This is a genomic window from Maritimibacter sp. DP1N21-5, from assembly GCF_019218295.1.
Taxonomy (GTDB): domain Bacteria; phylum Pseudomonadota; class Alphaproteobacteria; order Rhodobacterales; family Rhodobacteraceae; genus Maritimibacter.
Genome location: NZ_JAHUZF010000006.1, coordinates 1,965,564 through 1,985,433, shown reverse-complemented (window position 1 = coordinate 1,985,433; position 19,870 = coordinate 1,965,564). Strand labels below are relative to the sequence as shown.

Here is a 19,870-nt window from a genome sequence, read left to right as displayed (position 1 = left end):
GGGAGCTGCGCGCCGAAACTGCCAGGTTCGACCTTGCTTGCGCCAAAGGTCCTTGCGCCTTAGTGCAGCTTGTCTGCGAGGTTGATCGAGACGACCTGGTTGTCGATTCCGTCGATGTTCATAACACGCCCCGCGGCAACAGTGTCGAGCCCGAAGCGCCGCGCCCACCGGGGCCAGTTCGCCGGGATGAGGCCAAGCACCCGCACCGCGCCAAGCTCTCGCGCCGAGCGCGTCATTTCTGTGATCAGATGGGCATGGACGATCCGCCGGATCTTCTGCGGCGTGTCATGGGCAACAAAGACGCGGCTGCTTTCCCAGATATGCTCGTCGACAGGGGCCTCGTCGTAGAGCAGGTCCGAGGGGATCGAGTCGAGCAGACCCTTCTGGGCGTCGCGGATCATGTAGGAATAGATGCCGCAGCGCGCGGTGGTCGGCGTGAGCCGGATCCCGGCCAGCACCTGCCCGAACTGGTGCACGGCGACCCAGCGACTCGCGGGGGTGTCGTATTGGTCGTATTCCATCCCCATCGCTTCGGGCAGGTCCCATTTGTTCTGGATGATGAACGACTGTCTCCTCGCGCGAAGCAGGTTGGCGAAGAGCTCGCCATGATTGTGAAGGTTCGCGAAGGAGAGGGTGGTGGTCTGCATGATAAAACCTCCTTTACTGGTTGGATGCGTGCAGCCATCCGCCAGGGCGGCTGAACTTTCTCCATCGGGTCCTCGAACACGCTAGATGAGCCGGTAGTCCTTGGCTCTCTGAATGGCTTCAGCAGTGGTCCTGGCGAATAGCTTCTGTCGCGCCGCCGTGAGCCGCGCCTTGAGCGCGCTCTCGGAAATACCGAGCCTTGCGGCACCGGCGGCGTAGCGATCCCCGGAGGCGATCACGTTCAGCGCTTCGACTTCGGCGGCGGTCAGGTGATCGGGGGGCTCGGTTTCATGGTGGAGCCGCAGGATATGGCCCGTGGCCGCGGCGATCTCTTCATCGGTGAATTCACGGTCCGGACGCGCGACACCGGCGACCGTGCGCGACGACATCGGGCCGCAGGACACGCAGACCCCGTAGCGCAGGCCATAATCGGCCGCCTCGGCCATGATTCCGAAGGGGTCGGGCAGGTCGATGTCGCTCCAGCGCGTCGCGCCGGTGCGCGAGATGCCCCAAGCGATCATCGGGTCGCGCAGGGCGTAGGCGTTCTTCGTATAATGGTCCGCCCAGGCCGGATCATAGGTCTGGAACATCAGGAGCGGCGAGGCGAAACGGATATGCAGGGCCACGAAATACCCCGCCGGGGCCAAGGCCCCGAGTTCCTGCAACTGCGCATCTATGGCTTGATTCCGACCCATGTCGTCAGCGTGGAACGGGCAACCGAAGGGCACAACCCATAATTGTTCTCGTCACGAAATCGCCTGTGGATAACTCGTTATTTTGCAATCTGGGGAAGAGTAATCGGCAAGAGTCGGCTCAATTTTCTCGTTGAAATCAAAGGCGGTATGGGATTCCGGAAGGATTCGACCCGCCGGAATATGCATTTCTTGAATCTACCTTTGGTTGCTTTTGCACGCGCCATGGCAACCAATGCGAGCCCGGAGTCTCATTTGCGAAACGGTAGGGCCAAGGACCCATCAGTCGTGCCTATCTGGCAACAACCGGCAACCGCGTGAAAGCGAGCCTGACGGAAGGCGAGGGTGGAGGATGGTGCTGCTGGACAGGATTGAACTGTCGGCCTCTCCCTTACCAAGGGAGTGCTCTACCACTGAGCTACAGCAGCACGCTGTCGTATCAACCGGGAAAGCATCGCAGTCCCGTCTTGACCGTGGGCGGCTGATTAGACGCAAACGCGCGGGGGCGCAAGTCCCCCGGGCCCTGTTTTTTCGCGGCCCGTAACCGGCACGTTCGGACGGGGGTGCAAGCCGGACGGAAACAGCCTATATGCGACCGGTGCAAGGGAAGGGTTCCATATGGGCGACTGGGTCGGGCCGCTGGTTGAGAGCTACGGCATTCTGGCAATCGGAATAGGCATCCTTCTGGAATGCATGGGGCTCCCGCTTCCCGGAGAGACGCTTCTCGTCATCGGATCCGGGCTCGCGGGCACCGGCGATCTTCCGCTGTGGGAACTCGTCGTGGTGGCCATCACGGCGGCCACGGTGGGCGACAACATCGGCTATCTCGTCGGACGGCTTGCCGGGCGCCCGCTGATCCTGCGCCACGGATCGCGGATCGGCATCACGCATGAGCGCTTCGCCAAGGTCGAGGGTATCATCGAGCGGCGCGGGTTCATCATCGTCCTAGTCGCCCGGTTCATCGTTCTCTTGCGGCAATTGAACGGGCTCGCCGCCGGGACGGCGAAGATGCACTGGATCAAGTTCTTCGTCGCGAATTTCGCAGGCGCCTGTCTCTGGGTGAGCTTCTGGGCCACATTGGGCTACCACCTCGGGCCGGCGGCGGAAGAGATCATTCCCCACGTGATCCGCTGGATCGTGGCCCATATCGCCGTCATCCTGCCTGTCGTGCTGGTGGTCGTGCTGGCGGTGCTCTGGATCATGCGCCGTCGCCGCGCGGCCCGGCTGGCGCTTGCAGGCGGAAATCTGGACGACCAGCGCGACCTGGGTTAGAGACGGTCCATGGACAAGACCCCCGGAAAACCGCGCGACAAGGCGACCAAACCCAGCCGTGACGATCGCCTCAAGGCGGCGCTGAAGGCCAACATGGCCCGGCGCAAGGGACAGGCGCAGGCGCGACGCGACGCGGACAGGGTTGCCGACAAGGGCCAAGAGGAAGAGTAGGCAGAGATGGACAGTATCGTCGTCACCGGCGGAGGCGAACTTCGCGGCGAAATCCCGATTGCGGGGGCCAAGAACGCCTGCCTCGCGCTGATGCCTGCCACGCTCCTGTCGGAGGAGCCGCTGACGCTCACCAACGCGCCACGCCTGTCGGACATCAAGACGATGACAACACTCCTGCAATCGCTCGGAGCAGAAGCCGCGTCCTTGCAGGATGGACAGGTGCTTGCCATGTCCTCCCACGACCTGACCTCGACCCGCGCGGATTACGACATCGTGCGCAAGATGCGGGCCTCGAACCTCGTGCTGGGTCCGCTCATCGCGCGGCACGGTCACGCCGAGGTGTCCCTGCCGGGCGGCTGCGCCATCGGTGCGCGCCCAATGGACCTGCACATTTTCGGGCTCGAGAAGCTCGGGGCCGAGATCGACCTGCGCGACGGTTACCTCCATGCCAAGGCGCCGGGCGGCCTCCGGGGTGCGGAAATCCCCCTGACCTTCGCCTCCGTCGGCGCGACCGAGAACATCGTCATGGCCGCGACGCTGGCCAAGGGCACGACCGTGCTCACCAACGCCGCGCGCGAGCCCGAGATCGTGGACCTCGTCCATTGCCTGCGCGCCATGGGTGCCCAGATCGAAGGCGAGGGGACCAGCCGGATCGAGATCCAGGGCGTCGACCGGCTCCACGGCGCCACCCATCAGGTGGTCGCTGACCGGATCGAGCTTGGCACCTATATGCTCGCGCCCGCGATTGCCGGGGGCGAGGTGGAATGCCTGGGCGGGCGGCTCGACCTTGTCGGTGCCTTCGTCGAGAAACTGGACGCCGCCGGGATCGCGGTCGAAGAAACGGCTCGGGGCCTGAAGGTCACGCGCAAGAATGGCCGGGTGCGCGCAGTCGACGTGACGACCGAACCCTTCCCGGGCTTTCCGACCGACCTGCAGGCCCAGATGATGGCGATGCTCTGCACCGCGGACGGCGTTTCGGAACTCAACGAGACCATTTTCGAGAACCGCTTCATGCACGCGCCCGAACTCACCCGCATGGGCGCAAGGATCGAAGTGCATGGCGGTGCGGCCAAGGTGACCGGCGTCGACAAGTTGCGCGGCGCGCCGGTGATGGCGACCGACCTGCGGGCAAGCGTGTCGCTGATCCTCGCGGGGCTCGCCGCCGAAGGCGAAACCGTGGTCAGCCGGGTCTATCATCTCGACCGCGGATATGAGCATGTGGTGCGCAAGCTGCGCGGGGTTGGCGCAAAGGTGGAGCGGGTCAAGGCATGACGGATGCACGGTTCGAAGACGGCGGGGACAAGCCCCTCAGGCTCCTCGCGGCGGATGCCGAAGACCTCGGCGTCGTAGCCGCCCTGACGCAGGACGCGGTCTTTCCTGCGACCGAGATGAGCTGGCGTCCCGCCGCTCGCCAGTTCGCGCTGCTCCTCAACCGGTTCCGCTGGGAAGATGCCGAAACCGCCAAGACGCGGTCGCGCCCGGTGGAGCGCGTGCAATCGGTGCTGCTCTTCGATGATGTCGGAAAAGTGCAATCCCAAGGCGTCGATCAGAGTGATCGTGATACGATAATGTCGCTTTTGTCTCTGTCTTGGGAGGCGGGCGAGGATGGCGCCGGGCGCATGATCCTGACGTTCGCCGGCGATGGCGCGATCGCGCTTGATTGTGAGTCGATCAACGTCACCCTGAAGGACGTGACCCGCCCCTACCTCGCGCCCAGCCGCAAGACCCCCCATCACCCGGAGTGATCCGATGCCGGTATTCCTCGATACGACAGACGCCGGTTTCGAAGCGGCGTTCCAGCGGCTCCTGTCCGCCAAGCGCGAAGACAGTCCCGACGTGGACGACGCCGTGGCCGGGATCATCGCGGACGTGCGCGCCCGCGGTGATGCGGCGGTGCTGGAGCTGACCGCACGCTTCGACCGCTTCGACCTCACCCCCGCCACCATGCGCATGACGGCCGAGGAGATCGCGGCCGAATGCGCCAAGGTCACGCCCGAGGAACGCGCGGCGCTCGAACTGGCCGCCGACCGCATCCGCGCCTACCACGAACGTCAGATACCCGACGACCAGATGTGGACCGACGCCACCGGCGCGACACTCGGATGGCGCTGGAGCGCGGTCTCTGCTGCGGGGCTCTACGTCCCCGGTGGGCTCGCCTCCTACCCGTCCTCGGTCCTGATGAACGCGATCCCGGCCAAGGTCGCCGGTGTCGGCCGCCTCGTCGTGACCGTGCCCACGCCGGACGGTGTCATGAACCCGCTCGTCATGTGCGCCTGCCAGGTCGCAGGCGTGGACGAGGTCTACCGGATCGGCGGGGCCCAGGCGATTGCCGCGCTCGCCTATGGCACCGAAAGCGTCGCCCCGGTGGACAAGATCACCGGCCCGGGCAATGCCTTCGTCGCCGCCGCGAAACGCCGCGTCTTCGGCAAGGTAGGCATCGACATGATCGCGGGCCCTTCGGAGATTCTCGTCATCGCGGACCGGGAGAATGACCCCGATTTCCTCGCGCTCGACCTCATGAGCCAGGCCGAACACGACGAAAGCGCGCAGTCGATCCTGATCACGGATGATGCGGCCTTCGGAAAAGCGGTGGCGCAGGCCGTGGACAAGCGCCTCGAAACGCTCGAGCGTCGCGCCATCGCAGGCGCAAGCTGGCGCGATTTCGGCGCGGTCATTACTGTGCGCGACCTGGACGAGGCGGCGGCACTCTCCGACCGCATCGCCCCCGAACACCTCGAGCTCTGCGTGGCCGACCCCGATGCGCTCTCGGACAAGATCACCCATGCCGGCGCCATTTTCCTTGGCCAGTACACCCCCGAAGCCATCGGCGACTACGTTGGCGGCCCGAACCACGTGCTGCCCACGGCCCGGTCGGCCCGGTTCTCGTCAGGTCTCTCCGTGCTCGACTTCATGAAGCGCACGACGCTGTCGAGAATGACGCCGGAAGCGCTCAAATCCATCGGCCCGGCGGCCGAACGCCTTGCGCAGTCCGAAAGCCTCGAGGCCCACGGTCTCTCGGTCCGCGCCCGCCTCGATGCATTGAACGACTAGGTCCTTCTCTGGTCCAAAAATATCCCGGGGAGGTCTGGAGGGGCAGAGCCCCTCCAGCGGATCGGCTCTTGCGCCAGCAAGAGCCGAAACCTCACCCGCATGCCGCCCGGCTCATTGCCGAGGCCCCGAACAACGGCTATCCCTCTTCCAAAGGGACAGCACCATGAACCGCATCACGAAAATCGATATCGACGACACCGGTCTTGCCGCGCCGACGCCCGAGATCGAACAGGAACGCAAGGTCGCCGTTTTCGACCTGCTCGAAGACAACGACTTCACCCCGGTCGGACGGGACGACCGCCCGACGCCCGACGGTCCCTATGCGCTGGGCCTGTCGATCCGTGACAAGCGCCTCGTCTTCGACATCAAGACCGAAGCCGGCGAACCCGCGGGCGAGTTCCATCTCTCGCTCGGCCCGTTTCGGCAGGTCGTGAAGGACTACTTCCAGATCTGCGAAAGCTACTTCGACGCGGTGAAGAAACTCCCCCCCGGCCAGATCGAGGCCATCGACATGGCCCGGCGCGGTATCCACAACGAAGGCGCGCGCGTGCTCATGGAGCGGCTCGATGGCAAGGCGACGCTCGACATCGACACCGCCCGTCGCCTCTTCACCCTGATCTGCGTTCTGCACTGGGGTTGACGCTTGCCCGCTCCGCTTCCTCAATCGGTTCTCTTCTGTTGCGATCACAATGCCGTGCGTTCGCCCATGGCCGAAGGGATGATGAAGAAGTACTACGGGACCGAGGTCTACGTGCAGTCCGCCGGGGTCAAGAGCGAGATGGAAGTTGACGGTTTCTCCGTTGCGGTCTGCGACGAGATCGGCGTTCCGCTGTCGCACCACCGGGCGCGCAGCTTCGACCAGATGCAGGAATGGGGCGACGACCTGTCGCAATTCGACCTGATCGTGGCCCTGTCGCCGGCGAGCCAGCGCAAGGTATTGGACTTGACACGCTACCACCATCTTGACGTTGAATATTGGCCAGTGATGGATCCCACCGGGCTTGGCACCCGGCGCGAGGAAAAGCTCGAAGCCTACCGGCAGGCACGGGACCAGATCAGAGACAGGATGATCTCGCGGTTCGGACCTCCGTCCGTGCCCTAGGTACTAAAGCAGTCGAACAACGGTGCGCATGGCAGGAACAGGCAATGACATCATGGACAGGGCGGCGGTACGTTCGGTCGTCGACCGGTCCTGGAAGGCGATCTGCACTGGCAATTGGGAGGCCCTGGCCGAGATCACCGTCGATGACGTGATCATGGAGTTCAGCGAGGCCACCTTCGTGCGGGGCCGCGCCGACGCCCGTGCTTTCTGGCAATATTACTACGCCAATTACCGCATGCACGTCACGCAGATGAACATTATTCCACAGGGCAACATGGCCGCGGTCGAGGCGACGCTGGAGTTGACCTATCACACGACGAAACCCGGCCTCCCGCCCGCCACGGGGCAAAAAATCGTCATGCCGGTCGCGGTCTTCGTCACCCTGCGCGAGGGCAAGATCGCGCGCAGCCGCTTCGTCTATTCCCTCGCGGACTGGATGCGGATTTTCCACGAGCAACTCATGCAGAAGCAGGACGAGGGTGCGAGATGAGAGACACGCGAAGTCAGGACATGACGGAAGACGACATCCGCGAAATGAACGACGTCGTCTTCGCCGCCTTCAATGCGAAGGACTGGGACAATGTGCTTGCTCACGTCGACCCGCAGTGCGTCCTGGAAATCGGTCCGAACAACACCTTGACCGGCACCGCAGGCGCGCGCGAAATCATCTCCTATTACCTCAAGTTCTATGAGATGCGTTTCATCTCCTACCATCATTTCATCGATGGCAACCGCAGCTCCACTGACGCCACCATGCGGGTGAAGTACCTGGCGACCGAACCCGGCATGCCCGAGGCGCGCGGCCAGACGGCCGACGTGCCCTTCGCCTGTTTCGGCGAGGTGCGGAACGGAAAATACACCCGCATCCGCATGATTTTTTCCTTCGTCGACTGGCTCAATATCGTTTCGTGACCCTCTCTGATTGCCTCGCCCAGACCCTCTCCCACGCGTTGCCCGCTGGCGAAGGTGCGGCCATGCGCCGCTCGCGGGTGTGGTGACCGCGGTCTCCGGGCAAGATGTCGGCCATGACGAGGACAGCCCGAAACCTCTTCAGTTCCGGAGGAAGCCGTTATGAAGATCGCTGCCGCCTGTTATCCGCTGAGCCGCTTGGCGGACTGGGACGCCTATGAGACCAAGATCACGCGCTGGATTGAAGAGGCCGCCGGGAGAAGCGCGGATCTCCTCGTCTTTCCCGAATACGGCGCGATGGAGCTTGCGAGTCTGTCCGGGGCGACGACACTCGCGGACCAGATGCAAGCCGTATCTGCGGCCCTGCCACGGGCGTGGGATATCCAGTCCCGGCTGGCCATGCGGCACGGTCTCCATATCCTTGCCGCTTCCGGTCCGGTTTTCGCAGGTGCGCGTGCCCTCAACCGTGCGATGTTCCTCGGCCCCGAGGGCGGGCGTGCGCCGGTCGACAAGCGGGTCATGACGCCTTGGGAACGGATGCCGATGGACATGGAGCCGGGACGGGCGCCAACGCTCTTCGACACCGCGCTCGGGCGTGTCGGCGTGCAGATCTGTTACGACTGCGAATTTCCCCTGCCGACGCGGGCGATGGTCGAAGCCGGGATGGACGTCCTGCTTGTCCCCTCGGCCACGGAAACCCTTGCCGGCTACCACCGCGTGCGCATCGGCGCGCAGGCGCGGGCCCTTGAAGGTCAGGTCGTGACCGTGCAGTCGCCCACTCAGGGCATCGCCGACTGGTGCGAGGTCGTCGACGTGAACCGGGGGGCGGCCGGTGTCTTCTGTCCCCCCGATCTGGGTCTGCCCGACGACGGTGTACTGGCATTGGGGCAGGAGGGCGTTCCCGGCTGGACCTATGCCGAGGTGGACCTCGCGGCACTCGCGCATGTCCGTGCATCCGGCAATGTGCGCACCCGGCGCGATTGGGAGGAACAGGCCTTCCGTCAAGAGGGCACATCGGCCAAAGGCAGCGCATCGCCCATTTCAATCACGCGATTGCGCTAAATCCCGCTTGATAATCTGGCCGATTAGGCCCATTTACCTGCCACCCGTGTCATGGCGGGTTACCAACTATGGAGTGAACATGGCCAAGGAAGAAATGCTCGAATTTCCCGGCGTCGTGAAGGAACTCCTGCCGAATGCGACGTTTCGGGTCGAGCTTGAAAATGGCCATGAGATCATCGCACACACGGCAGGCAAGATGCGCAAGAACCGCATCCGTGTCCTCGCAGGCGACAAGGTGCAGGTCGAGATGACCCCCTACGACCTGACCAAAGGTCGGATCAACTATCGCTTCCGGTAAGACAATTACCGGGCAGCCCAGACTTATCCTCGGCTCCGGCTCGCCCCGGCGCGCTGAACTCATCGGCACGCTCGGCCTGACGGCGGACGAGGTGCGTCCACCTGACGTGGACGAAACGCCCAGAAAGGGCGAGCTTCCGCGTGTGTATTGTGAACGCGTGACCGCCGACAAGATCGCCGCGATGGAGCTTGCCGATGGCGAGGTCGCGCTTTGCGCCGACACGACGGTCGCACTTGGTCGCCGGATCATGGGCAAACCGGCGGATGCTGGCGAAGCGGCTGAATTCCTTTATCTTTTGTCTGGCCGCCGCCACCGGGTCATCACCTGTGTGGCCGTCAAGGCAGGCGACCGCGTCTGGACCCGCACGGTCGAAACGGCGGTGAAGATGAAGGTTCTCTCGGACGTCGAGGTCAACGCCTATCTCGCGACGGGCGACTGGCGCGGCAAGGCTGGCGCCTACGGGATCCAGGGCCCCGCCGGCGCTTTCATCCCGTGGATACAGGGCAGCTACACCGCGGTCATGGGTCTGCCGGTCGCTGAGACGGCGCAGCTTCTCATAGCTGCCGGCTTCCCGCTTCTGGAGGGATGGGCATGAAGGGCTCCGTGATTGCACTGGACGAAATCGCGGGTCGCAAGGCCGCCGCGCTGATCGTCGATGGCAAGCTCGATGATTTTCTGATCGACCCGGCGGGCGATGCGGGGCCGGTTCCGGGCGCGATTTTCCGCGCAATCTGTGACAGGCCGATGAAAGGGCAGGGCGGCATGTTCCTGCGCCTCCCCGAGGGGGACAAGGGTTTCCTGCGCGCGGCCAAGGGTCTCGCCCCCGGTCAGCCGCTTCTGGTCCAGACCACTGGCTGGTCGGAAGAGGGCAAGGCGCCGGGCGTCACCCACCGGGTGCTGTTCAAGTCCCGCTTCGCCATCGTCACGCCGGAGGCACCGGGGATCAACATTTCCCGCTCCGTGAAGGACGAAGAAGTCCGGGTGCGCCTTCTTGAAATCGCCCATGAGGTCATGGGGGACACCGAGCACGGGCTCATCCTGCGCTCGCAGGCTGCCGTGGGATCGGATGACGAAGTGGCGGACGACATCGCCGCGATGCGCGATCTTGCCCTTGCGGTGATGGGCGACGGAGAGGGCGCGGAGGCCGAGCTTCTGGTGGACGGTCCTGATGCCCATGACCTCGCCTGGCGCGACTGGCCGAGGCCCGAGATCCTCGACGACCGCGCAGGCAGCTTCGAGCGACACAATGTCGATGACATGATTCATGCATTTTCGAGCCCAAGAGCAGGACTTGGGTCCGATGGATTTGCATATATCGAACAAACGCGCGCCTTGGTGGCCGTCGACGTGAACACCGGCGGCGACAATTCCCCGGCAGCCGGTCTGAAGGCCAACATCGCCCTGGCCAAGGATCTGCCGCGACAGTTGCGCTGCCGTGGCCTTGGCGGCCAGATCACGCTGGACCTCGCCCCGATGGGCAAGAAGGACCGCCGGAATTTCGAGCAGACGCTGAAATCCGCTTTCCGCCGCGATCCGGTCGAGACCGTCCTTGCGGGCTGGACCCCGCTTGGGCATTTTGAGTTGCAACGCAAACGCGACCGACTGCCCGTGAAACTGTGACCTGCCCGATCTGACTCCGATGGCCTGCCCGATCTGCTCGAAACCGACCAATCCTGAGTACCGCCCGTTCTGTTCCAAACGATGCGCGGATGTAGATCTTGGCAAATGGCTCAACGGATCCTACCGCGTGCCGGGCGAGGCGCCCGAGGACATCGACCAGGCGATCGACGAGCTGGAAGCGGAGCTTGAACGCCGCGCCCGCGACCTGCACTAGGCCGTCAGACCTTTCCCGACCCCGACAGCATGATCGCGATGGGCCGCGTCGCCTCGATCTCGGCCAGAACAATAACGAGCGTCGCGGTGAGCGGCACGGCGAGGACTGCGCCGGAGACGCCCCAGAGGGCCCCCCAGAAGGCCAGGGCGAGCAGCACGACGAAGGGCGACAGGTTGAACGCCCGACTCATCATCCGTGGCTCCAGGAACCCCGCGACGAAAAGCTGCGCGATGGTCAGCGCGACCAGCACCCCGGCCCCCATGTAGAGTGACCCGAACTGCGCGAGCGACAGGAGGACGGGAAACACCACGCCGATCATCGAGCCGATGTAGGGGATGTAATTCAGCATCCCGATGAGAATGGCCCAGAAGAGCGCGAACTCGATCCCGAGTGCGAGCATGATCGCATAGGAGAGGGCGCCAAGGATCACGTTGACCAGCGTCTTGACCGAGAGATACTCGCCCACACGCGTATTGATCCGCTCCAGCAGCGCGACCGTCCGGGTCTGTTTCTCGGCATCGCCAAGTGCGAGCGCAAGCTTGCCGGTCAGGTCGAGCCGTTCGGCCATGAGGAAAGCCGCGTAGAGCACCACAAGAAAAAGTGTGCCCCCGAAACCGCGCAGGGAGGTGAGTAGCACCGGGACGATCGACTGGATCTCGAACCGCCCGATGGTCGCGTCGTAGAAACTCGACCACGAGGGCTGATCCTCGATCCCGACAAGCGCCGCGGTCTCCAGCACCAGCCGGTCGAGGTTCTCCTCATATTTCGGGAGTGCGTTTACCACGGTCGCGAAGGTGTTGATCACATAGACGAAGAGCGCCACCACCCCGATGGTGAAGGCGATGAGCACGATGGTGCGCCGGACGGCGGTCGGCAGAAGCCCCACTACCGGGATCCGCGCGATGGCATTGGTCGCCGAGGCCAGAACGTAGAGCGAGATCATCGCGATAATCACCGGCAGGAGCACGACCTGACCGACACGCAGGAGCCAGCCCAGCATGAGCATGATCGCAAGGCTGAAGGTCAGGGTGCGAAGGTCGGGACGCATGGGCGGCTCGGTCCATGGTTGGCGTTCGGGACAGGTTGGCCGAATGCGCGGGAATTGGCCAGATGTCGCGACGCAGAAAGTTCCCCTTGCCCGCCGTTCGGGCGCGCGTCGTCCCGAGGATGCAGCACCCGATCCGCTCTGGTCAAAAAACCACGATTTCCCTCTGGACACCGCCCCCGCCCGCGACTAGAAACCGCGCACCCGAACGTGATCGTTCACCCGTGCCCGGGTAGCTCAGGGGTAGAGCAGTGGATTGAAAATCCTCGTGTCGGTGGTTCGATTCCGCCCCCGGGCACCATGATCTCCCCTCCATGCACCTGCAATGGACCTGTCCTATCGCCGTCCTTCGGACTTGCGAAGCGCACCTGTTAGTGCCCACGCCAGTGCTCTTTCCGAAAGCCCCTCGGCCGTGTCGAGATCCATCCGCGCCAGGAATTCCCGCGGTGTGGAAGCGAGCATTCCTGAGAGGACCAATCGGGCCATTGCCAATGGACGGCCCTGGGTCTGCGACAGGAGGTCTAGCGCGGGGAGGAGGCGGCGTTCCGTTTCGTCGAAATCCGTGCCGAAGGGAAACGACGGGAGGTCGTGGGGGAGCAGCCAGTCTTGCACGGACTGGGGCGTGTTTCGCCGCGCCGCATCGGGAAGACGGAAGGCCTTGTCGAGCTTCCCGGCCGATTTTGCCTTGTCCAGGAGTTCGTCCTGGAACCGGCTGTCGGTGATTCCCAGCATCCGCGCGATGGCCTCTTCGTCGCTCTGGCCACGCAGGTCGGCAATTCCGTATTCCGTCACGATGATGTCGCGGTAGGCACGGGGCACGCTTTCGTGCGGGTGCTCCCAGACGATGTTGGAGACCGTCTCGCCCTTGCTGGCGCGCGTGGCCGGCAGCGTCAGGATCGCGCGGGCACCGTCGAGCGCGAAGGCCTGTTCGACGAAGTTGAACTGGCCGCCGATGCCGCTGACCTCCTGCGCGTCCCCGTTGATGTCGCTCACGACGCCGCCCAGAAGCGTCGCTTTCATCGCGGCATTGACGAAGCGGGCGTCGGTGCGGGCGGCGCGCTTTTCCGCCTCGCCGCCGTAAAGCTGGTTGGTGAAGGAGACGGGCATCATGCGGATCTTCTCGCGCTGATTTTCGGGCAGGGAAGCGAGACGGCGATAGAAGTCCCGACAGTCGACGAAGAACCCGGCGTGGAGCGCGGCGCCTTTGACCTCCCGTCGGACGATCCCGGCTTCGAAAAGCTGCAAGAGGCCGTCGACCAGCATCTCGGTCACGCCGTAAAGGCCGATGTCGAAGGGGCCGGACTCGTCGAAATCGTCACTCATGCCGGGGCGGCCGCCGACGATCGCCGGGAAGGCCCCGGATTGACGCAACTTCAGGGCATGGGCCACGGCGTCCCCGATGGCTCCGATTCCGATCTGGAGCGTGCCCCCGTCGCGAATGGTGCGCGCGACATGCAGGCCGATGGCGTGCTCGGTCGGCCCGACCGGGCGTTTGACGACGGAGAAAAGCTCGAAGTCGGCGCCGGGGTCGAGGCAGAGGTCGACCTCGTCCCGACCGAGGGTTGCTTCGGGGCCCGACAGCGCCGGAAGATGTGCGTTGGTTTCCCCCACGACGATAAAATCCTGCCGTCCCGCACGCCTTTCGCGCAGCAGGTCGGCAGAAATGTCGGTGTTGCAGGACAGGCTGTAATCCTCGCCCAGCGGTGCCAGAAGCTGCATAAGCACGTTGGGGCGCCAGGATGCGAGCACGTCATAGGCGTGGGTGTAGTTGGCGGGGATGTAGCGGCGCTGCACCGCGGGCACGCCGATCCAGCGGCCGGCGAGGAGGAAGAACTCCGACACCTCTATATTCGGCGGCATTTCTCCCGCGCGCAGCATCTCGGCATAGTCGAGCGTCGGGTAGCGCCCGAAGAGGCGATCCACCGCAGGTTCCAGAAACCGCCGCGCCATGTCGGAGGACATGTCGGGTCGCTCCAGCGTCAGGGCGGTCAGGATGGACAGGCGCGTGTCGGGACGGGCAGCAACGGCACGGGTCAGCGCATTGACCAACGTCACCGGTTTTCCCAGGCCCAGGGGCAGGGCAAGGCGAATGTCGCCGCCGGTGCGTTCGATGATCTGGGCGGCGATTGCGTCGGCTGTGGTCTGGTCAGCCAAGGTGGTCCCATCCGGGGTCGGGTGTGAAACGGGGGCCGTGCTGCTCGGCCAGTCGGCGCAGCACGTCCGGCACATCACCGCGCAGGCGCGCGTAGTGCAGAGGACCGCCGCGGAAGGGCGCCCATCCGGTGCCGAAGATCATCGCCGCATCTATGGTGTCCGCGTCCGGCGCGACGCGCTTGCGAAGCACCTCGACCGCGGCATTGCACATGGGAAGGATCAGGCGGTCGATCACCTGCTGGTCGGGGTCGCTCTCGGGCTCCACCGGGGGCGTCTCGCTGTCGTAGTCATAAAGACCCTTGCCCGCCTTCTTGCCGGTTTCTCCGTCCTCGACCTTCTTGCGCAGCCAGTCCGGCGTCTCGGCCACCGGCACGTCGAGCCCTTCGCGCAGGGACGTTGCGACGTCGAGACAGATATCGAGGCCGACCTGGTCCGCCAGCGTGACCGGGCCCATCGGCATGCCGAACGCGAGAGCGGCCCGGTCGATGACCACTTTGTCCTGGCCTTCGTCCAGCATCAGAATCGCCTCCATCATGTAGGGCGCGAGCACACGGTTGACGAGAAAGCCGGGATAATCCGTGACCCGCGCAGGAAGCCGGTCGAGCCCGGTGGTGAAGGCGGCGAGCTGGTCGAGCGTGCCCTGCGCGGCCAGATCGTGTGACACGACTTCGACCAACGGCATCTTGCTGACGGGATTGAAGAAATGCAGCCCCGCGAAACGCGCGGGATCCGGGGCCGCGTCTGCCAGCGAGCCGAGCGGCAGGCTCGAGGTGTTCGTGGCGAGGATCGCGCCGGGTTTCATCGCGGTGGTCAACTCGGCATAGATCTCTTCCTTGACCCCGCGCTTCTCGGGGCCCGATTCGATCACGAGATCGGCGCGGGCACGTCCGAGGCGGTCCGGGTCGGGCATCAGCCGGTCCATGGCATCGCGCGCCTCGATCCCGCTCAGGTGTTTCTTCTCGTAGACGCGGGCGGCCCGGCAAATCGTCTTGCCGAGCGCGTCGAGGTCAAGATCCTCGATCGTGACCTGCTTGCCCTGAAGGGCAGCCCAGGCGGCGATTTCGCCGCCCATGGCTCCGGCGCCGATGACGTGGACGTGGGAGATACCGTCATCTCCACGCCCTGCGGACTTCAGCCGCTGGCGCAGAAAGAAGACGCGGATGAGGTTCTGCGCGGTCGCGCTGTCGAGGAGCGCCGCGAAGGAGGCGATTTCGGCCTTCTGCATCGCGACCGGGTCGCTGCCGTGGTCTTCCCAGAGGTCGATGAGGGCGAAGGGCGCGGGGAAATGCTTGCGCGGTGCCTGTTTCTCGCTTTCCGTGCGCATCCGGGCCGCGGCGATGGCCCGGGCCGCCCGGGTGCGGAGCGCACTGGCCCGCAGCCCGCCACCGCTGTGATCCAGTTTGCCCGTCGCGGCGGCCTCGATCGCGGCGTCGACATGACGTTCCGGCACGAGGGCGTCGAGGATGCCGAGCTTTCTTGCCTTGCGGTCGTGCGCAGTTTTCCCGGTGAGCATCAGTTGCATCGCTTCGACCGGATCGATGAGGCTGGTAAGCCGGAAGGTGCCCCCAAGTCCGGGATGAAGGCCGAGCTGGATTTCGGGGAAGCCCAGCTTGACCCCTTCCACGCCGATCCTGTGATCGCAGGCCAGCGCGACCTCGAAGGCTCCGCCCAGCGTCGTGCCATGCACGACGGCGACCGTCGGCGCGGGGAGGGCGGCCAGCTTGTCGAGAACCGCATGGCCCTGTTCCAGCTTGGAGATCGCTTGGTCGCCCCGCAAGTCGGCGAAACCTTCGATATCCGCGCCCGCGCCGAAACCGCCGGGTTTGGCGGACCTGATGACGAGCGCTCGCGGTTGGGCCTGTTTGGCCGCGTCGAGCAGGCTGTCGAGTTCGAGGAGCACCGCCTCGGAAATGACGTTCGTCCCGGTATCCGCGCAGTCGAGCCAGAGCGTCAGGATTCCGTCGCGTTCCTCGCGCCGCCAGTGTCGTGTTTCCGGCGCCTTCGGCGCGTCGGTGGTTTCGTCGGGGGTGATTTTGTCCAGAACGTCGGTCATGCGGCCTCCAGCAGCATCGCGCCGCCAAGACCGCCGCCGATGCATTCCGTTGCGATCCCGCGTTTGGCCCCGCGGGCTTTCAGGGCGTTGGCCAGATGAAGCACGATGCGGTTTCCGCTTGTGCCCACCGGATGGCCAAGGCTGATCGCGCCGCCGTCCACGTTGAGCCGATCGCGGTCGATCCGTCCGAAGGCGGCGTCATAGCCCAGCACGTCGCGACAGAAATCGTCGTCTTGCCAGGCGGCGAGACAGGCCAGCACCTGCGCCGCGAAGGCTTCGTTGATCTCCCACAGGTCGATGTCGTCACAGGTCAGGTCGTGCCGCTGCGCCAGAGGGGTCGAGGCGAGCACCGGCCCGAGCCCCATGATGCCGGGATCGAGAGCGGCCCACTGGCTGTCCACGATCCGTGCGATAGGCGTCAGCCCATGCGCCTTGAGAGCGGTTTCCGACGCGAGGATGACCCAGGACGCGCCGTCGGTGATCTGGCTCGCATTGCCCGGCGTCACCTTGCCGAAGGGTTTCTCGAAGGCGGGGTCGAGCTTGGCGAGCTTGTCGACCGAGCTGTCCGGCCGGACGCCGTCGTCTTGTTCGTGCGCCTGTCCATCCTTGTCGAAGACCGGCAGCACCTCGCCCTTCAGCCGGCCTTCCGCCTGGGCGGTGGCCAGGCGTTTGTGGCTTTCGACCGCATAGGTGTCGGCGGTCACGCGGTCGATCCCGAAGCGATGGGCGAGCACCTCCGCGGTCTGGCCCATGTTGAGCGAGGTGATCGGATCGGTCAGCCCGCGTTCCAGCCCGACGACGGGCGAGAAGAAATCGGGGCGGATGTCGGCAAAGGCGCGCGCCTTGTCCATCGGCCCCTTCGCGCGGGTCATCTGCCCGAACCACTCGGTCGCCTCGCGGCTGTAGACGAGCGGCGCGTGACTGAGCGCCTCGGTCCCGCCGGCGAGGATCATCTCGTGGCTGCCCTCGCGGATATAGCGATAGGCGGTGTCGATGCTCTGCATCCCCGAACCGCAGTTGATCTGAACGGTGAAGGCCACCTGCTGTTCGCCCATGCCAAGCCGGAGCGCGGCGACGCGGGCCGGGTTCATCTCGTCCTGGATCACGTTCACGCAGCCCAGAATGACGAGGTCGAAGGCCGAGCGCGCGAAGGGCTGGCGCATCAGGAGCGGACGACCGGCCTGAACGGCGAGGTCGACCGGGGTGAAGGGACCGGGCTTGCCCCGCGCCTTGAGAAATGGCGTGCGGGCGCCGTCGACGAGGTAGACAGGACGGCTCATTCCGCAGCCTCCGTCCAAGTGCCCGTCCGTCGCATGGCGGGGAACACCTGCTCCAGTTCCTCGGGCGAGTAGTCGTCCACGGTGACCACGCGCTGAATGGCCGCCTCGACCTCCTGAAGCTGTGCATACTCCGCGTCCGAGAGGATGCCGGCCTCTCGGCCCTCGGTCGGGGTCTTGCCGGCGTCGCGCAGCCGCTTGGCGATGGGCTCCGCCGAGATCACCAGACGGAAAGCCCCATCGAGCCGTCCAAGCCCGCTGTCGGGGGCGGGCGGGTGATAGCCCTGTACCAGTCGGCTCCGTGCGGCGCCCGGTTCATAGATCAGCATCGCCACGGCTTCGCTGACCTTGTCAGACGGACCACGGGCATAGGCGCCGGGTCGCAGGATGGGACGCAAGAGCCAGCCGACCCAGCGGGCGGGCATGTTGGCGATGGTCTCGTCCAGGGCCTTGCCGATCCGGGCGAAGCCGGTCTCGGCGGCGTGATGGACCAGGGGTAAGTCCTCCTCGTGCCGTCCTTCGTCCTCCCACCGCTTCAGAACGGCGGCGATCAGATACATCTCGGACAGGGCATCACCAAGCCGGGCCGAGATCATCTCTTTCCGTTTCAGCGCGCCGCCAAGAGTGAGGAAGGCCATGTCGGCGGTTACGGCGAAGGCCGCGGACCAGCGCGACAGCCGCCGGTAGACAGGGGCCACCTTGCCCGCGTCAGGGGGCGCGTCGCCCAGCCCCGTCCAGGCCGCCCAGCCCGCGCGAAGTACGGTGCGCACGGCATGGTTCACATGGGCCCAGAAGTGCTTGTCGAAGGCGTCGAGCGATTTCTTCTCGTCTGGTTCCTGAAGCGCCTGCATCTCGTCCAGAAGGTGCGGATGGGCCCGGATCGCGCCCTGACCGAAGATGATCAGGTTGCGGGTGACGATATTCGCGCCCTCGACGGTAATCCCGATGGGGATGGTCCGATAGGTCGGCTGCAGATAGTTCAGGGGACCGTCGATCACCGCCTTGCCGGAGTGCACGTCCATCGCGTCGTTGATCGCATCGCGCATCCGGTCGGTCGCGTGATACTTCATGATCGCCGAGATGACGGCCAGCTTGTAGCCGTCGTCCAGCGCGGCCGTCGTCAGCCTGCGGCCCGCGTCGATGGCATAGGCGTTCGAGGCGATGCGCGCCATCGGTTCCTGCACCCCGCCGAACAGCCCGATGGGCAGGTTGAACTGCTTGCGGATCCGCGCATAGGCGCCGGTCGTATGGGCGGCCAGCGCGGTCGCGGCAGCGGAGAGCGAGGGCAGCGAGATGCCGCGCCCGGCCGAAAGCGCGCTCATCAGCATCATCCAGCCGCGCCCGGCATAATCGGGGCCGCCGATGATGTGGTCGAGCGGGATGAAGACGTCCTTGCCGGTGGTCGGTCCGTTCATGAACATGGTGCCCGACGGCAGGTGCCGTCGCCCGGTTTCAACGCCCGGAAGATCCGTCGGCACGAGGGCGCAGGTGATGCCGATGTCTTCGGTCTCGCCCAAGAGACCATCGGGATCGCGCAGCTTGAACGCGAGGCCCAGCACTGTGCAGACCGGCGCCAGCGTGATATAGCGTTTCGCCCAGTTCAGACGGATGCCCAGCACCTCTTCGCCGTTCCAGCGGCCCTTGCAGATCACGCCGTCGTCCGTCATCGCCGAGGCGTCGGACCCGGCGTCCTCGCTGGTCAGCCCGAAGGCGGGAAGCTCCTGACCCTTGGCGAGGCGCGGGAGCCAGTGCTTCTTCTGGTCATCGGTGCCGAATTGCAGGATCAACTCACCGGGACCCAGCGAGTTGGGAACCATGACCGTGACGGCGGCGACGAGCGAATGGCTCGCGATGTAACGGACCACTTCGGAATGGGCATAGGCCGAGAACCCCAGGCCGCCGTGCTCCTTCGGGATGATCATCCCGAAAAACCCTTCCCTGCGCAGGAAATCCCAAGCCTCGGGCGACAGGTCGGCGGTGTGATGGTCGATCTCCCACGGGTCGACCATGTCGCAGAAGGCGCGGCAGGGACCGTCGACGAAGGCGCGCTCCTCTTCGGTCAACGTCGGCGCTTTCATGTTGCGCAGCATCGACCAGTCGGGCTTGCCCGAGAAAAGCTCGGCTTCAAAATGGACGTCGCCGGAGTTGACAGCTTCTGCTTCGGTCTCAGACAGGCTTGGCAACACGCCCTTTGCCCAATTGTAGATCGGGCGGGTCAGGTATTTTTTCCGAAATGACATCATGCATCCTCCGAGGGGCGAACGCCGGCCGTTCCGTGGAGGTTCCTCCCTGAAGGCCATTCGAG

The 19,870-nt window shown here is 65.1% G+C and carries 21 protein-coding genes and 2 tRNA genes; 15 read left to right on the top strand and 8 right to left on the bottom strand.

The features are described from left to right. Positions 1 to 59 precede the first annotated feature (59 nt). The 3 genes from KJP29_RS17380 to KJP29_RS17370 form a co-directional block, all read right to left on the bottom strand. A complete protein-coding gene (locus KJP29_RS17380) occupies positions 60 to 647 on the bottom strand; it encodes an acyl-homoserine-lactone synthase (protein ID WP_218464765.1) in 588 nt (195 codons plus the stop codon). Between the two features lie 81 nt (positions 648 to 728). Next, positions 729 to 1,340, bottom strand: coding sequence for an autoinducer binding domain-containing protein (locus KJP29_RS17375; RefSeq protein ID WP_218464764.1), 612 nt, complete (start codon positions 1,338 to 1,340; stop codon positions 729 to 731). Between the two features lie 350 nt (positions 1,341 to 1,690). Beyond that, positions 1,691 to 1,765: transfer RNA gene (locus KJP29_RS17370), tRNA-Thr, on the bottom strand. Positions 1,766 to 1,955: 190 nt separating this feature from the next. Here KJP29_RS17370 and KJP29_RS17365 point away from each other — a divergent pair. From KJP29_RS17365 to KJP29_RS17300, 14 genes are all read left to right on the top strand, one after another. Then, positions 1,956 to 2,609 (top strand): DedA family protein, encoded by a 654-nt coding sequence (locus tag KJP29_RS17365; RefSeq protein WP_218464763.1) that lies wholly within the window; start codon positions 1,956 to 1,958, stop codon positions 2,607 to 2,609. A 9-nt stretch (positions 2,610 to 2,618) separates the two neighbouring features. Then, the gene (locus tag KJP29_RS17360) at positions 2,619 to 2,780 is read left to right on the top strand and encodes a hypothetical protein (protein ID WP_218464762.1); all 162 of its coding nucleotides are present in this window, start codon (positions 2,619 to 2,621) and stop codon (positions 2,778 to 2,780) included. A gap of 6 nt (positions 2,781 to 2,786) precedes the next feature. Continuing rightward, positions 2,787 to 4,052 (top strand): UDP-N-acetylglucosamine 1-carboxyvinyltransferase, encoded by a 1,266-nt coding sequence (gene murA, locus KJP29_RS17355; RefSeq protein WP_218464761.1) that lies wholly within the window; start codon positions 2,787 to 2,789, stop codon positions 4,050 to 4,052. After that, positions 4,049 to 4,525 carry a DUF2948 family protein gene (locus KJP29_RS17350; protein ID WP_218464760.1) on the top strand — a complete coding sequence of 159 codons (477 nt, stop codon included), beginning with the start codon at positions 4,049 to 4,051 and terminating at the stop codon, positions 4,523 to 4,525. Before murA ends, KJP29_RS17350 begins: the two co-directional genes overlap by 4 nt. A gap of 4 nt (positions 4,526 to 4,529) precedes the next feature. Then, a complete protein-coding gene (gene hisD, locus KJP29_RS17345) occupies positions 4,530 to 5,831 on the top strand; it encodes a histidinol dehydrogenase (RefSeq protein ID WP_218464759.1) in 1,302 nt (433 codons plus the stop codon). 163 nt (positions 5,832 to 5,994) lie between these two features. Beyond that, positions 5,995 to 6,471, top strand: a complete 477-nt coding sequence (locus KJP29_RS17340; RefSeq protein ID WP_218464758.1) for a UPF0262 family protein — start codon at positions 5,995 to 5,997, stop codon at positions 6,469 to 6,471. Positions 6,472 to 6,474: 3 nt separating this feature from the next. Then, positions 6,475 to 6,933 carry a low molecular weight phosphatase family protein gene (locus KJP29_RS17335; RefSeq protein ID WP_218464757.1) on the top strand — a complete coding sequence of 153 codons (459 nt, stop codon included), beginning with the start codon at positions 6,475 to 6,477 and terminating at the stop codon, positions 6,931 to 6,933. A gap of 28 nt (positions 6,934 to 6,961) precedes the next feature. Next, positions 6,962 to 7,423, top strand: a complete 462-nt coding sequence (locus KJP29_RS17330) for a nuclear transport factor 2 family protein (RefSeq protein ID WP_218464756.1) — start codon at positions 6,962 to 6,964, stop codon at positions 7,421 to 7,423. Between the two features lie 44 nt (positions 7,424 to 7,467). Beyond that, the gene (locus tag KJP29_RS17325; protein WP_218464755.1) at positions 7,468 to 7,845 is read left to right on the top strand and encodes a nuclear transport factor 2 family protein; all 378 of its coding nucleotides are present in this window, start codon (positions 7,468 to 7,470) and stop codon (positions 7,843 to 7,845) included. Between the two features lie 159 nt (positions 7,846 to 8,004). After that, on the top strand, positions 8,005 to 8,904 hold the full coding sequence (locus tag KJP29_RS17320) for a carbon-nitrogen hydrolase family protein (RefSeq protein ID WP_218464754.1): 900 nt from the start codon (positions 8,005 to 8,007) through the stop codon (positions 8,902 to 8,904). Between the two features lie 79 nt (positions 8,905 to 8,983). Next, on the top strand, positions 8,984 to 9,202 hold the full coding sequence (gene infA / locus KJP29_RS17315; protein ID WP_043869071.1) for a translation initiation factor IF-1: 219 nt from the start codon (positions 8,984 to 8,986) through the stop codon (positions 9,200 to 9,202). Between the two features lie 4 nt (positions 9,203 to 9,206). Next, positions 9,207 to 9,797 carry a nucleoside triphosphate pyrophosphatase gene (locus KJP29_RS17310; protein ID WP_218465003.1) on the top strand — a complete coding sequence of 197 codons (591 nt, stop codon included), beginning with the start codon at positions 9,207 to 9,209 and terminating at the stop codon, positions 9,795 to 9,797. Next, on the top strand, positions 9,794 to 10,822 hold the full coding sequence (locus KJP29_RS17305; RefSeq protein ID WP_218464753.1) for a ribonuclease E/G: 1,029 nt from the start codon (positions 9,794 to 9,796) through the stop codon (positions 10,820 to 10,822). Before KJP29_RS17310 ends, KJP29_RS17305 begins: the two co-directional genes overlap by 4 nt. Before the next feature lie 19 nt (positions 10,823 to 10,841). Further along, entirely contained in the window at positions 10,842 to 11,036 is a 195-nt protein-coding gene (locus KJP29_RS17300; RefSeq protein ID WP_218464752.1) for a DNA gyrase inhibitor YacG, read from the top strand. A gap of 4 nt (positions 11,037 to 11,040) precedes the next feature. On the opposite strand, the gene KJP29_RS17295 is transcribed toward KJP29_RS17300, so the two are convergent. Then, positions 11,041 to 12,084, bottom strand: a complete 1,044-nt coding sequence (locus KJP29_RS17295) for an AI-2E family transporter (protein ID WP_218464751.1) — start codon at positions 12,082 to 12,084, stop codon at positions 11,041 to 11,043. A 223-nt stretch (positions 12,085 to 12,307) separates the two neighbouring features. Between KJP29_RS17295 and KJP29_RS17290 the strand changes: the two genes are divergently transcribed. Further along, positions 12,308 to 12,382: transfer RNA gene (locus KJP29_RS17290), tRNA-Phe, on the top strand. Between the two features lie 35 nt (positions 12,383 to 12,417). Here KJP29_RS17290 and KJP29_RS17285 read toward each other — a convergent pair. Genes KJP29_RS17285 through KJP29_RS17270 form a run of 4 tightly spaced genes read right to left on the bottom strand, consistent with a single transcriptional unit; the run spans position 12,418 to position 19,805 of the window. Then, positions 12,418 to 14,235, bottom strand: coding sequence for an acetyl-CoA hydrolase/transferase C-terminal domain-containing protein (locus tag KJP29_RS17285; protein WP_218464750.1), 1,818 nt, complete (start codon positions 14,233 to 14,235; stop codon positions 12,418 to 12,420). Continuing rightward, positions 14,228 to 16,288 (bottom strand): 3-hydroxyacyl-CoA dehydrogenase NAD-binding domain-containing protein, encoded by a 2,061-nt coding sequence (locus KJP29_RS17280; protein WP_218464749.1) that lies wholly within the window; start codon positions 16,286 to 16,288, stop codon positions 14,228 to 14,230. The genes KJP29_RS17285 and KJP29_RS17280 overlap by 8 nt, the downstream gene beginning before the upstream one ends. After that, entirely contained in the window at positions 16,285 to 17,568 is a 1,284-nt protein-coding gene (locus tag KJP29_RS17275) for an acetyl-CoA C-acetyltransferase (protein WP_218464748.1), read from the bottom strand. Before KJP29_RS17275 ends, KJP29_RS17280 begins: the two co-directional genes overlap by 4 nt. After that, positions 17,565 to 19,805 carry an acyl-CoA dehydrogenase gene (locus tag KJP29_RS17270; protein ID WP_218464747.1) on the bottom strand — a complete coding sequence of 747 codons (2,241 nt, stop codon included), beginning with the start codon at positions 19,803 to 19,805 and terminating at the stop codon, positions 17,565 to 17,567. Before KJP29_RS17270 ends, KJP29_RS17275 begins: the two co-directional genes overlap by 4 nt. Between the last annotated feature and the right edge of the window lie 65 nt (positions 19,806 to 19,870).